This is a genomic window from Shewanella litoralis (assembly GCF_009828585.1).
Taxonomy (GTDB): Bacteria; Pseudomonadota; Gammaproteobacteria; order Enterobacterales; family Shewanellaceae; genus Shewanella; species Shewanella litoralis.
Map to the genome: position 1 here is coordinate 53,896 of NZ_WSRZ01000004.1, position 12,538 is coordinate 66,433.

Annotated in this window: 9 protein-coding genes, 1 pseudogene and 1 riboswitch; of the genes and pseudogenes, 2 read left to right on the forward strand and 8 right to left on the reverse strand. The window is 43.9% G+C overall.

Annotated elements, in window-relative coordinates; all coding sequences use genetic code 11:
• The first annotated feature begins 96 nt into the window (after window positions 1-96).
• Window positions 97-999: a LysR family transcriptional regulator gene (locus GQA99_RS05240; protein WP_160052847.1), complete on the forward strand. Its 903-nt coding sequence runs from the start codon at window positions 97-99 to the stop codon at window positions 997-999.
• 134 nt (window positions 1,000-1,133) lie between these two features.
• On the opposite strand, the gene GQA99_RS05245 is transcribed toward GQA99_RS05240, so the two are convergent.
• From GQA99_RS05245 to thiC, 8 genes and pseudogenes are all read right to left on the reverse strand, one after another.
• Window positions 1,134-2,621: a putative metalloprotease CJM1_0395 family protein gene (locus GQA99_RS05245; RefSeq protein WP_160052848.1), complete on the reverse strand. Its 1,488-nt coding sequence runs from the start codon at window positions 2,619-2,621 to the stop codon at window positions 1,134-1,136.
• Window positions 2,622-2,623: 2 nt separating this feature from the next.
• Window positions 2,624-2,908 (reverse strand): chemotaxis protein, encoded by a 285-nt coding sequence (locus GQA99_RS05250; RefSeq protein WP_160052849.1) that lies wholly within the window; start codon window positions 2,906-2,908, stop codon window positions 2,624-2,626.
• Window positions 2,909-3,159: 251 nt separating this feature from the next.
• The gene (thiH, locus tag GQA99_RS05255) at window positions 3,160-4,284 is read right to left on the reverse strand and encodes a 2-iminoacetate synthase ThiH (RefSeq protein ID WP_160052850.1); all 1,125 of its coding nucleotides are present in this window, start codon (window positions 4,282-4,284) and stop codon (window positions 3,160-3,162) included.
• A complete protein-coding gene (locus tag GQA99_RS05260; protein ID WP_160052851.1) occupies window positions 4,281-5,051 on the reverse strand; it encodes a thiazole synthase in 771 nt (256 codons plus the stop codon). The genes thiH and GQA99_RS05260 overlap by 4 nt, the downstream gene beginning before the upstream one ends.
• A 2-nt stretch (window positions 5,052-5,053) precedes the next feature.
• The gene (thiS, locus tag GQA99_RS05265; protein WP_160052852.1) at window positions 5,054-5,281 is read right to left on the reverse strand and encodes a sulfur carrier protein ThiS; all 228 of its coding nucleotides are present in this window, start codon (window positions 5,279-5,281) and stop codon (window positions 5,054-5,056) included.
• Entirely contained in the window at window positions 5,271-6,074 is an 804-nt protein-coding gene (locus GQA99_RS05270; protein ID WP_160052853.1) for a HesA/MoeB/ThiF family protein, read from the reverse strand. The genes thiS and GQA99_RS05270 overlap by 11 nt, the downstream gene beginning before the upstream one ends.
• A complete protein-coding gene (gene thiE / locus GQA99_RS05275) occupies window positions 6,071-7,819 on the reverse strand; it encodes a thiamine phosphate synthase (RefSeq protein WP_160052854.1) in 1,749 nt (582 codons plus the stop codon). Before thiE ends, GQA99_RS05270 begins: the two co-directional genes overlap by 4 nt.
• Window positions 7,819-9,786: pseudogene (gene thiC, locus GQA99_RS05280) on the reverse strand (phosphomethylpyrimidine synthase ThiC). The gene thiE and the pseudogene thiC overlap by 1 nt, the downstream one beginning before the upstream one ends.
• A gap of 209 nt (window positions 9,787-9,995) precedes the next feature.
• Window positions 9,996-10,095, reverse strand: a riboswitch (TPP riboswitch).
• A 352-nt stretch (window positions 10,096-10,447) separates the two neighbouring features.
• Between thiC and GQA99_RS05285 the strand changes: the two are divergent.
• Window positions 10,448-12,511 carry a TonB-dependent receptor plug domain-containing protein gene (locus tag GQA99_RS05285; protein WP_229785846.1) on the forward strand — a complete coding sequence of 688 codons (2,064 nt, stop codon included), beginning with the start codon at window positions 10,448-10,450 and terminating at the stop codon, window positions 12,509-12,511.
• Window positions 12,512-12,538: the final 27 nt, after the last annotated feature.

The window sequence follows — 12,538 nt, forward strand, 5'->3', positions numbered from 1 at the left end:
TAATCCATTCATCGTAATAAATCACAGGCAAATGCACTGCATTTGCCTTTTTTATATGTCAAAATATTCTTTCTATTATTGCATTAGGACACATTAATGAGCCGAGCAAAATCAACATTAGAGCAATGGCGCATCGTGCAAGCAGTTGTTGATTTTGGTGGTTATGCTCAAGCTGCTGAACAACTCAATAAAAGCCAGTCATCGCTTAACCATGCTGTAGCAAAATTACAGCATCAACTCGGCATTAATTTACTTGAAGTGAAGGGACGAAAAGCCTATCTCACAGAACAGGGCGAAGTGTTACTTCGTCGCTCACGTCACTTAACTCAGTCAGTTGACGAACTTGAGCAACTTGCAACGAATTTAGGCCAAGGCTGGGAACCAAATTTAACCATTGCTCGCGAGATAATCTACCCAATAGACACGCTCGTTGAAGCACTTAATGCATTTTTACCCCAAAGTCGCGGTACACGAGTCACCATACTCGACTCAGTGATCACCGGAACCCAGGAGCTAATCCAAAATAATCAAGTTGATATCGCCATTTGTGCAACATCACCCAAAGGCCATATTTCAGAGCCTTTATGCGAAGCGGTATTTGAATTAGTTTGCCACCCAGAACACCCTCTTGCTCGACTCGATTATATTGATGATGACAAACAACTTGCCCAACACTTGCAAATCGTCATAAAAGACACCGGACTTAAATCAAATAATGATATTGGTTGGCTAAAAGCAGAACAGCGTTGGACAGTGTCTAACTTTCACGAAGCGAAAACGATTTTACTGCGCAACATAGGTTTTTGCTGGATGCCAAGTTTTGTGGTTGAACAAGAATTAGCCACTAGGCAACTGACTCGCTTGCATTTACGTGGCAGCACTCAACGTAAAGTCATTTTAAATCTTGTCATCCCAAATAGAGATCAACAAGGCCCAGCATCAAAGTTACTGGAAAACCTCATTTTGCAGCAGCATAAATTACCGATGAATCCACACTAGTAATCATACCAATTCCATTAATTTTCTGGTCATTCAGCGGTTATTGATTAAAGGGTCACTCTGTAGTCGTGGTTGTTGCCTTTCAAATAGCAAAAGCTGCCGCGGCATGCCTCAGCAAATGAATACAAGATTGATTATACGTAAAATTCAAAACCTTGTTGCTGCGACTGGGAGGAAGTTTGTTGTAAAAGTTGATTTTGATAAGGATTATAACGACTAGCGGAATTGGATTGTTGATTAATGCCATTTGCCGAATCAGATTGGATATCAGCATCCCTCGAGGTAGCACTTGAGGATATTTGCGAAGCTGTGAGTGTTGCGTTAACAATTGGCTTAGAGGCAATTGATTGGGAGTTTAGCGCCTCAATAGAGCTGGTATCGGGAGTCGCTGAGGCAACCTCGATGGCAATGGTATTGTCACTATTGGATTGTTTTTGCATAAAAGGAGCAAGAGGATCGCTGTTATCAGCTTGTTTAAAGATATTACCTAACTCAGTCAAATGCTCACTGTCTTGTGCACTTAACACTGACTGTTGACGCTCAACGACTAAAGCTTGCTTGGCCTCATTCATATACTGAACGGCTTGTGCAGCAACACGAATATCGGCCATAGAAGGTTGAACTGGCGCCATTGCTGCAGCGTAGACTTTTTGCATTTTGTTTAGCGTTGCTTGTGGGTCGCCACTGATAGGAGCAACATCAATACTGACTTCACCATCAACGGCATAACGTCTGCCATCTGGACCTTTTTCATATTCGTAACTCGGGCTTTGCGCAAAGCTTCCCCCTACCGCAGCATGAGCTTGCTCGTGAGTTTTCACCTCTCTATCACGTTGAGTCAGTTCAGAGATCTGTTGCGCTTCTGCTTGTTCAATCTGTTGCTGTTTTTGTTCTATTTGTTTATTAATTTGCTCTTTAGCTGCCTCGGTATCTTGTTGAGTCTGCTCATCCGCGGCTTGCTCTACATCAACATCACTTAACGCGACTTCAGCCCCCTTGGGCGCTGTAACACCATCACTGCCAATCGGCTGGCTATCTGTTGGTTGTTCAGTCGTGGCAACAAAAGGGTTTACTGTACTTGATTGATCATTAACATCATTAAATCCCACTGGTTGAAATGGCGTTGCCTGCTGAGAACTGGTAGGCGTATAAATGGTTTGCGGCTCAACAGCGTTAGCTTGAATATTAGCCGTTTGCGTTCTTAAATGAGCAGATGAATTCGATGAACCACTATTTGAAACAGACGTTTGTTGTAATACCGACGCAATATTCATCGGACCACTTTTTAAGCTATAACTTCCAACCACGGGCGTGACTGATGCTGCAGATGATGACAAGGCCGTTGTCGATAATGGGCGATTAGATTGAACCGATGATGTGACTGGCGCGGTGTTAACAAGCGATGTGTCTGAAATTGCTGCATTAGAAAATGCAGTACTTGAATGTAGTGATTTTACCGAGTTAAATGACGGTGAACTTGTTTGAACATTAACCGCACTGTTACTAACACCGGTATGTGAGCCTGTGCGGTGAAAACTCACTACGGAAGTGTGACCACTTCCGCTTTTATGCGTCGCGGATGGTGCAACGCTTATTGATGCGGAGCTGATTGCCGCGCTCATTGTTACACTTCAATATCTATCAAACTACCAATGGTTTCAGATGCAGCTTCAATCACTTTGACTGACGCTTGACCTTGATTTACCGATTCAGTAGCCGAAATTAATGCCGAAGCTTGATCGTTAGGTGCCACCGCTTGCGAACTTAAGGTAACTGTATCTTGAGTTGATGTCGGCACTGCTGGTTTTTGTTGATCTGGTATCGCCACAGACGTGGTAGCTTGCGCTAAACCTTGTTGTGCACTTTGCAATCCCTGCATACCTGATGCATACGCTGATTGAACTTGCATAATACGCTCCTGGCTATTAACCGTAATCTAAAGGTGCATTGTGAATATTAGCATTGAATTCAAAAGCTAAAATACGTTGTATAGAAAAACATTTAACTTAAAGCAAGATTAATCCCTAATCCTAAGCTGAAGCTTAATCCTAAGATAAAGCCTTACGTTGCTCCAAAATATGCAATTCAATTATAAATTAGCTGACAATTTATTATGGCGTAAACACCTTTAAATGTACAGTTTTTAAGCAAGGCAAACAGTTAAGGAGATTGATTTATCCAGGCCATCTCCCAATCTTTCCATAAAGGATTGAAACCAAGCTGTTTAAGCCGAGAAACAACTTGTTCAACTGAGCGATCATCACTGATCTCAAATTGATCGAGCTGACTGCTAGGGTGTACATATCCTCCTGGTTGCGTCGAGCTTCCTGCACTTAAGTGAGTAATCCCCAAGGCCCATAAATTATCGCGTAAACTGGCCAACTCTCTTGTCGACAAGCTAATTTCGACTTGGGGATTAAATAATCTGAAGGCACAAATCAACTGAACTAAACCGGCATCACTGAGCTCGACTTTGGGTGTTATGCCTCCGGTGCATGGCCGAAGCCTTGGCAATGAAATACTGTATCGAGTGCGCCAATAGGTTTGTTCGAGATACTGTAAATGATGTCCCATAAAGAGTGCATCGAGACGCCAATCATCAAGGCCTAATAGCACCCCTAATCCTATTTTATCGATACCCGCTTTAGCAATTCGATCGGCTGTGGCTAATCGGTAGTTAAAATCTTGTTTTTTCCCTCGAGTATGATGTTTAGCATAGGTGTACGGCCGGTAGGTTTCCTGGTACACCATGACAGCGTCGAGACCAAGCTTGGCCAAACGCTGATAATGAACCGTTTCAAGTGGCTGCACTTCCATAGCCACGTGACTAAACTTGGCTTTAACCTGCGGTAAAATGGCTGCAAAATAATCGATGCCGACTTTGGTTTCATGCTCACCAGACACCAACAATACAGAATCAAAGCCACGTTGCTTAATAATAGCCATCTCTTGATTTAACTCATCTTGGCTCAGTGTTTTACGCTTAACTTTGTTACTCATGCTAAAGCCGCAATAATCACATTCATTTGCACATAAGTTCGATACATACAATGGCAGAAACAAACCAAGGTTAGCACCAAAGCGTTGCCGAGTTAATGCCGCGGCTTGTTGTGCCATGGGTTCTAAATAGGCCATTGCCGCTGGCGATAACAGTGCCATTAAACTCGATAAGTTACCCGTGGGCTTTAATAGTGCTCGCTCAACATCTTGCGCTGTCGTTGAGTACAGTTTCAGTGACATGGCATCGGCATTGAGTGATACAAATTCATCAACAAATGAAGTCATACATTGAGCCCCAAAAAGCCTGTTAGAGGACTGGTCGCTAAAGCTTGACGATTGACGCGTCCCAGCCCCGCTTCATAAGCTTGTCTGCCTGCAATAACGGCCTGAGCAAAACACTGTGCCATTTTTTCAGGTTGGGCACTGCTGGCAATTGCGGTGTTAACCAATACGGCATCGGCGCCCATTTCCATTGCGCGGCACGCCTGTGAAGGTGAGCCAATACCAGCATCAATAATCACCGGCACTTGTGCCTGCTCAATAATGATGTTTAAAAAGGTTTCTGTTGCCAGCCCTTGATTGCTGCCTATTGGGCTACCCAATGGCATAACAGCTGCGCAACCAACATCTTCAAGACGTCGACACAACACTGGGTCGGCATGCACATAAGGCAACACCACAAAACCGTCATCGCATAACTGCTTTGCGGCCAGTAATGTTTCAATAGGATCGGGCATCAAATATTTAGGATCGGGATGGATTTCTAATTTTATCCATTTGGTCCCTAACATCTCATAGGCTAAATGCGCCGCAAAAATGGCTTCTTTGGCATTGCGAGCCCCTGCCGTGTTGGGCATCAATTTCACTCCTAATGATTGCAATGGCGCTAACAGGTTGTCGTGGTTAGCATGTAAATCAATACGCTTCATCGCTAATGTAACCAACTGTGATTGAGACTGCGCGATTGCGGCTAACATAATGTCTTGATGACTAAACTTACCGGTACCTGTAAATAACCGAGAGGTAAATTGATGATCGGAAATCGTTAACATAGCTACCCTCCTGCCACAGCAGAAAACACACAAATAGAGTCATCATGCTGACACATAACATGGTTCCAGCGGCTGCGCGGTAGCACTTCATCATTAACTACGATAGCGACAGCGTTAATCGGCAGCTGCTTTAATATCAACAGTTCAGAGATTATCACATGCCCCTTCAACGTTTCTGCAACGCCATTTATCATCACATTGATAGATTGAGATGGCTGATTAACATTCATGTGCATACCCCTGCAATTGCGCCTGTTGGCATAAAGTACATTGCTGATCGCGGTTCATTTTGGCCTGATGCCACTGTAGCGTTAACGCATCAAACCTGAGTAACACGCCGTACTGAGTGAAGGTATTGCAGATATGCTGCAAACCGACTAACGCTTGCATACTGGCCATAACCCCGACCGCTGGCCCAAGTACACCTTGCTGCGAACAGGTTTGCTTAATGTCGATATCTACTGGGTATAAACAGCGATAACAACCATGTTGCTTCTCATGGGATAATTTTGCGCCAAAATCGATACAGAATAATTGCCCCTGATACGCACTGATCGCTGCGCTAATTAAAGTTAAACCTTGATTAACACAAAGCTGATTAATCACATGACGAGCGACAAAATTGTCGGTGCAATCAAACACTAATGTCTCAGTATTTAACCGCTTGCTAAACTCAATGACGTTAGTTTCGGTTAACTTATCGGTAATCGCATTGACATAAACATTTGAGTACAAACGACTCAGTGTGCGTTTAGCGACACTGACTTTATGCTGACCAATATCGGCCTCACTGTATAATAATTGCCTTGGTAAATTATCGAGCGCCACCACATCATGGTCGACTAGCATAAAGTGCTTAACGCCTGCGGCAGCAAGATATTGCACCACCAGCTGACCCAGTCCACCCAAACCAATAATGGCCACCTGACTATTTATAATTGCCAACTGCCCTGTTTCACCAATATCGTTAAGCAACATGGTGCGCGAATACTGTATATATTGCTTATCCGTTAACGCATTCATATCGCCTCCTTAAGTGCACTCAAAACCTTAGGCACTTGATGGCCTCGAGTGAGTTGCAGCCAACGTTGATGCATTAAACGATATGCCTCACTGGGATGACTCGCTTGAGTAATCGCCCTGACAACGGCAACATCTCCCACCTTACTGCTGGCTAGAGGCTCAAGACGCTCAACATCAACGCCGCCAATGGCTACTGTGGGATAATGTTTGCCCAATAAATTCACATAGTGCGTTAATTTAGCCAGCCCTTGAGGCACTGATGGCATTTGCTTGGTCGTGGTGGGATAAATATGACCCAATGCGATATATGACGGTTTACATTGGTGGGCTAACAAGGCTTCAAAATAGCTATGACTCGATATGCCTAAAGCCAAACCTTCATCAGCTATTGCCTCCAGATTTGCACTGGCTAAATCTTCCTGGCCAAGATGCACCCCAAATGCACGGTGTTTTATGGCTAATTGCCAGTGATCATTGATAAACAGTTGCGCGTTAAAATCGCGCCCCAGAGTAATCGCATCAATAATATTTTGCTCTAATGCCTGTAACGTTAACTCGTTAATAGGTTGAGATAATTTAACTCTAAACTGCACTGTACGACAGCCGGCCTCGAGAACTGAATGTAACAGGGTTAACGAGTCCAGCACGGGGTAAATACCTAATGGCGTCACCACAGGATGAAAGGCTTTATTGCTACGATAAGCACTATTATCCTTAACGTTTGTAATGGTCGGCATCATACTTAATTCGTTAGGCCAGCCAGAACGTGCCAATACGCCAGGCCCTGCGCCAACAGCATAACTGCCGCTTAAGCCTTTATTGACATAAGCTTTTGCCAACACAATCGCGTCATGAATCACAAATTGATGCGCCACAAAACACGCTACTGCCGATGACAGCGTACAACCGCTGCCATGATTATTGTTAGTATTCACTCTGGGGCTGGTGAGTTTAAACACTTGATTATCATGAATATGGCTCGCCCCCACCACACTTCGTGTCACATAAACATCTGTGGCTTGTTGCTGCTGCCAAGCAGCATCACCACCTTTAGCAAGTACATGACAACGATAATGATTAGCAAGCCATTTAGCCGCCATTATCATGCTCAGTTCATCGTTATCCGTGTTGATATCGGTATTGGTATTGGTATTGGTATTGGAAATTTGTTGATTTGTTAATGTGTGACCAGAATCTCTATGCCTAGGCTTTTTATTACTGAGATCGGTATTACCTGGATTGGTATTTTCCAATAATAATGTCGAGCTTAAACGAAACAATTCATGCTGATTTGGTGTGAGCAAGCTGATTAAACCTGCAAATGGCGTAAAATTGATAGCTTGCTGACAAAATTGCGCGCCACTGCTGGCCACCATCACAGGGTCGAGTACCACAAAAGGTAATGTGCAAAGCCGGCTTAAACGCGATAACCATTTTGCAACGATATCAACTTGTTGTTGATTGGCCAATAAGCCAATTTTAATCGCAACCGGCGTTAAATCAGCCCATAAAGTATCTAACTGCTTAATTAATATCTGCTCAGAAACGGCTTCAACGAGAGTCACATTCACGCTATTTTGCGCAGTAATGCTGCTAATCACGCTGCAACCATGGCATTGAAGATCGTGCATTGTCAGTAGGTCAGCTTGTATACCCGCGCCGCCGCCACTGTCAGAACCCGCAATGGTCCAAACAATGGGTTTAGGCATAAGGTTATCGATTTTAGCGTGCGTACCTGTCGCCATTACTCAACCCCTTCTTTAGCCTTTGGCGCAGAGACTTCATGATAAATAGCCGAACCCGATGCTTTAAATTCAGCCGATTTTTGCTTCATAGCCAAGGTGTTATAATCAGTCGCCGTGGTTAATTCAATGTGTTGCACTTTGGCATGAGTGTTAGCATCTTCAAGAGATTTAGCGTAATCACGCACTTCCTGGGTGATTTTCATTGAACAAAATTTAGGCCCGCACATAGAGCAAAAGTGAGCCACTTTTGCTGATTCTTGCGGTAGGGATTCATCGTGATACGCACGTGCGGTGTCGGGATCTAAGCCTAGGTTATATTGATCTTCCCAACGAAACTCAAAACGCGCCTTAGATAACGCATTGTCACGAACCTGTGCCCCGGGATGTCCTTTGGCAACATCCGCGGCATGAGCTGCAATTTTGTAGGCAATTAGCCCTTGTTTTACATCGTCTTTATTAGGTAAGCCTAAATGCTCTTTTGGAGTGACATAACACAACATCGCCACGCCATACCACGCCATCATTGCCGCACCAATACCAGATGTGAAGTGATCGTAACCGGGAGCAATATCCGTTGTTTGTGGGCCTAATGTGTAAAATGGCGCTTCATCGCACAGACTAAGCTGTTTTTCCATATTGACTTTAATCAGTTGCATCGGCACATGTCCGGGGCCCTCGATTATGGTTTGCACATCATATTGCCAGGCTATTTTGACTAACTCCCCTAGAGTGGCTAATTCAGCAAATTGCGCTTCATCATTAGCATCAGCAATAGAGCCTGGGCGCATACCATCACCAAGCGATAACGACACATCGTATTGGGCACAAATTTGGCAAATGTCTTCAAAGTGTTCATACAAAAAACTTTCTTTGTGATGGCTTAAGCACCACTTGGCCATAATGGAACCACCGCGAGAAACAATGCCCGTAAGACGCTTAGCCGTCATCGGCACATAGCGTAATAACACGCCGGCATGGATGGTAAAGTAATCAACGCCCTGCTCAGCTTGTTCTATGAGTGTGTCGCGAAATATTTCCCAATTTAGATCTTCAGCAACCCCATTAACTTTCTCAAGCGCTTGATAAATCGGCACAGTACCTATTGGCACGGGAGAATTACGAATGATCCACTCACGGGTTTCATGAATATATCGCCCCGTGGATAAGTCCATTACGGTGTCGGCTCCCCAACGCGTTGACCACACTAACTTCTCTACTTCTTCTTCAATCGATGACGTTACGGCTGAATTACCAATATTGGCATTCACTTTAACCAAAAAGTTCCGCCCTATAATCATGGGTTCAGCTTCTGGATGATTAATATTAAGCGGTATAATGGCCCTACCTCTTGCCACTTCATCACGCACGAACTCTGGCGTAATCAGTTGGCCAATGTGCGCCCCAAATGCTTCACCGGGAGCGTGTTGTGTGAGTACGCTATCATGCACATCAGCGCGCGCCATATTTTCACGAATGGCAATGTATTCCATTTCTGGGGTAATAATCCCTTGCCTAGCGTAGTGCATTTGCGTGACGCGTTTGCCAGCAGTGGCGCGTCGTGGCGCATTAAGTCCGTCAAATCGTAAATGTTCTAAGCCATCATCTGCTAAACGTTGCTGAGTAAAGCCAGAACTTGCATGAGTTAATTGCTCAGTGTCTTGACGCTCTTAAATCCAGGTTCTACGTAATGGAACTAAACCACGACGGACATCAATATCAGCATGGGGATCGGAATAAGGCCCTGCGCAGTCGTAAACCATAATGGCGGGGTTTGTCTCAGTGATAGGATGCTTATCTGTGCCCCCCGTTCGAGTGCTGGTTTGATGGATTTGCCTCATGGCCACCAGCAGATCGGGACGGCTGCCTTGCAGATAGACTTTTTTAGAATTTGGGTGTTGTAACGGTTTAAGGGTATCGATAAATTGTTGAGCTTTCGCTCGTGTCTGACGACGATTTGAATGTGACATTAGCAACCTCATTAATAAGAGTAGAGTTGCTTGTCAGGAGAGGTGTTGAGCAAAGCTATGAACACAAAGAGATATCGTGATTCATATTATAATCAATCGGTTAAAATGACATTGTTGGTAACGATTTAGGCTAATATTTAGTGAGTAAAGGGATGATACAAACCCATTAACCATAACGCTAAATGATCAACATGATGCCGTAATAAAAAATGATTATTACGCTTGTTTCCTTCGCAGGTTCTAGCCTGATCAGGTTCAACGGATCCCGAATAAACGGTCTCAGCCATAATGGCACTCCGACAAGATGTTTCGCAGTATAAGCAAGCTTACAATAAAAAAACAAGCACTAAATTTCGCACGTCTTTCACTTTATTCACTCTAAAACAGAGCTGTCATATCCCAAACCATGACGCTGCGGCTGAGTTCACACAAGCTGATCCACACTGCAGAAAAGTCATCATTCTAGGTGCGGCAATATGTCGCATTCCATCGATTTATTAGTAGGTTATAATTTTCTAATACAAAAAAATAGCGATGAAATATATTCATCCTAATTTACAATACAATAAATACGGTGATGATTTTGACCACATTAAAAACACAAAGCATTAAATCTAATCATAATATTAACGCTGCTTACTCATCAATATCTTTCGCCATAATGGTAGTGTTGTCAGCACCTGTTGCAGCACAGCCATCCACACAAGACACACATTCAGACATTGAAAGAGTTGAAGTTCACGGCCAACAAAACGGCAATAAAGATTTATTAGGTTCAGCTGAACGCTTACTGTCAAAACAAGGTGTTGAGTTTTCACAAGCGGGCGGTGTTTCAGCCTTACCTATTTTGAACGGCATGATGGGCGATCGCATTAAAGTACTTATCGACGGCAATGACATTACTTCATCATGTGCCAATCACATGAATCCACCGCTATCTTACGTGGCAGCAAGTCAAATTACCTCAGCTCAAGTGGTTGCAGGTGTGTCGCCTGTCAGTGCTGGTGGAGATAACATTGCCGGTGTGATTAAAATCAATAGTTTTAACCCAGAGTTTTCCTTAACAGACCAACTCACATGGCATAGCGGTAATGTGTCTGCTGGTTATCGAAGTGTTAGCGATACCACTTTAGCTAGTGTCAATGCCACCGTCGCCAGTAAAGCACTGAGTTTTAGCTACCAGGGCGCTTTTGAAGACGCCAACAGTTATACCGATGGAAATGGCGACACCGTTTTAGACACGCTATATCAAGCACAAAACCATGCCTTAATTGCAGCATGGCAAGATGATACCCAACAACTTGCCATAAAGTTAACTCATCAACATATTCCATATCAGGGTTTCGCTAATCAATATATGGATATGACTAACAACGACAGTTATGGTGCCATTTTGCGTTATCAATTAGCGCTTGAAAACGAAGGTCAATTTAGTGCACAAGCGAATTGGCATAGTGTCGAGCATGATATGGGCTTCTTCACGCCAGAAAAAACCGGCATGATGCCGATGGAAACCACAGGTAAAGATTTTAGCTACCAATTGCATTGGCAACTCCCTATGAGTAATGACAGTACGTTATTGCTTGGACAAGAATATTATCTGTATCAACTTGATGATACCTGGCCTGCTATTGAAGGCTCATCCATGATGGGCCCAAATGATTACGTCAATATTAATGACGGTAAACGCAAACGCGCTGCGGTTTACGGAGAATGGCAACAAACGCTAAATACACAATGGTGGATATCAGCGGGTGTTCGCTATGAATATGTCACGACCACTACTGGTGAAGTGCAACCTTATAACAGCATGAGTATGATGGGCATGAGTAACGTTAATGCGTTGGCAGCAGACGAGTTTAATCAGCTTTATCGACCACGACATGACCATATTATTGATGCCACATTATTAGCACGATATCAATTAAGCGATACCGAAATCATCGAATTTGGTTTAGCTCAAAAAGGCCGTGCACCAAACTTATATGAACGCTACAGCTGGGGCCAAAGTACGATGGCGACAACCATGATAGGTTGGTATGGCGATGCTAACGGCTATGTGGGTAATCCGGATTTAAACCATGAAACGGCTCGCACTCTTAGCGCCGCATATACCTTAGTGCAAACTGATTTCACGGCCTCTGTTACGGCGTGGTATAGCGATATCAATGACTATATTGATGCTGATGTTATTGGTAGCGTTAATAGCACTAGCATCGAGCTAAACCGCCGTAATATTTTACAATTTAGCAATGTCGATGCGACAATTTATGGCAGTCGTGCAGATGCGAGTTACCTGTTAACCGAAAACGATAATGGTAAGTGGGTTGTTGCAGCTAATATCAGTGCCACTCATGGCGAAAGAAACGATACTAATGCGCCTCTATATCAAATTAAGCCATTACAGAGCGAGTTAACACTTCAGCATCAACGTGGTGATTGGAGTAATAGTATTAGCTGGCAATGGGTGGCGACAAAGGATCGGGTCGACAATAATCGCCTTGAAAACACCACTGACAGTTATTCACTACTTAACATCTCAAGCAGTATAGAATGGCAAGGTGCAACCATGACTCTGGCAGTAAACAACTTACTTGATGAATATTACCAACTGCCTTTAGGTGGGGTGAGTATTGCGCAATATAAGCAAAATAATACCCAAGGCTTCACCCAAATGAATGGCGCCGGCCGTTCAGTAGAGCTCAGTGTCAACTATGCGTTTTAACGCAACCTGCCCAACCAAGGGATCATT

Coding starts and splice junctions, on each gene's coding strand:
- GQA99_RS05240 (WP_160052847.1), top strand. CDS start 97: ATGAGCCGAGCAAAATCAACATTAGAGCAATGGCGCATCGTGCAAGCA.
- GQA99_RS05245 (WP_160052848.1), bottom strand. CDS start 2,621: ATGAGCGCGGCAATCAGCTCCGCATCAATAAGCGTTGCACCATCCGCG.
- GQA99_RS05250 (WP_160052849.1), bottom strand. CDS start 2,908: ATGCAAGTTCAATCAGCGTATGCATCAGGTATGCAGGGATTGCAAAGT.
- thiH (WP_160052850.1), bottom strand. CDS start 4,284: ATGACTTCATTTGTTGATGAATTTGTATCACTCAATGCCGATGCCATG.
- GQA99_RS05260 (WP_160052851.1), bottom strand. CDS start 5,051: ATGTTAACGATTTCCGATCATCAATTTACCTCTCGGTTATTTACAGGT.
- thiS (WP_160052852.1), bottom strand. CDS start 5,281: ATGAATGTTAATCAGCCATCTCAATCTATCAATGTGATGATAAATGGC.
- GQA99_RS05270 (WP_160052853.1), bottom strand. CDS start 6,074: ATGAATGCGTTAACGGATAAGCAATATATACAGTATTCGCGCACCATG.
- thiE (WP_160052854.1), bottom strand. CDS start 7,819: ATGGCGACAGGTACGCACGCTAAAATCGATAACCTTATGCCTAAACCC.
- GQA99_RS05285 (WP_229785846.1), top strand. CDS start 10,448: ATGGTAGTGTTGTCAGCACCTGTTGCAGCACAGCCATCCACACAAGAC.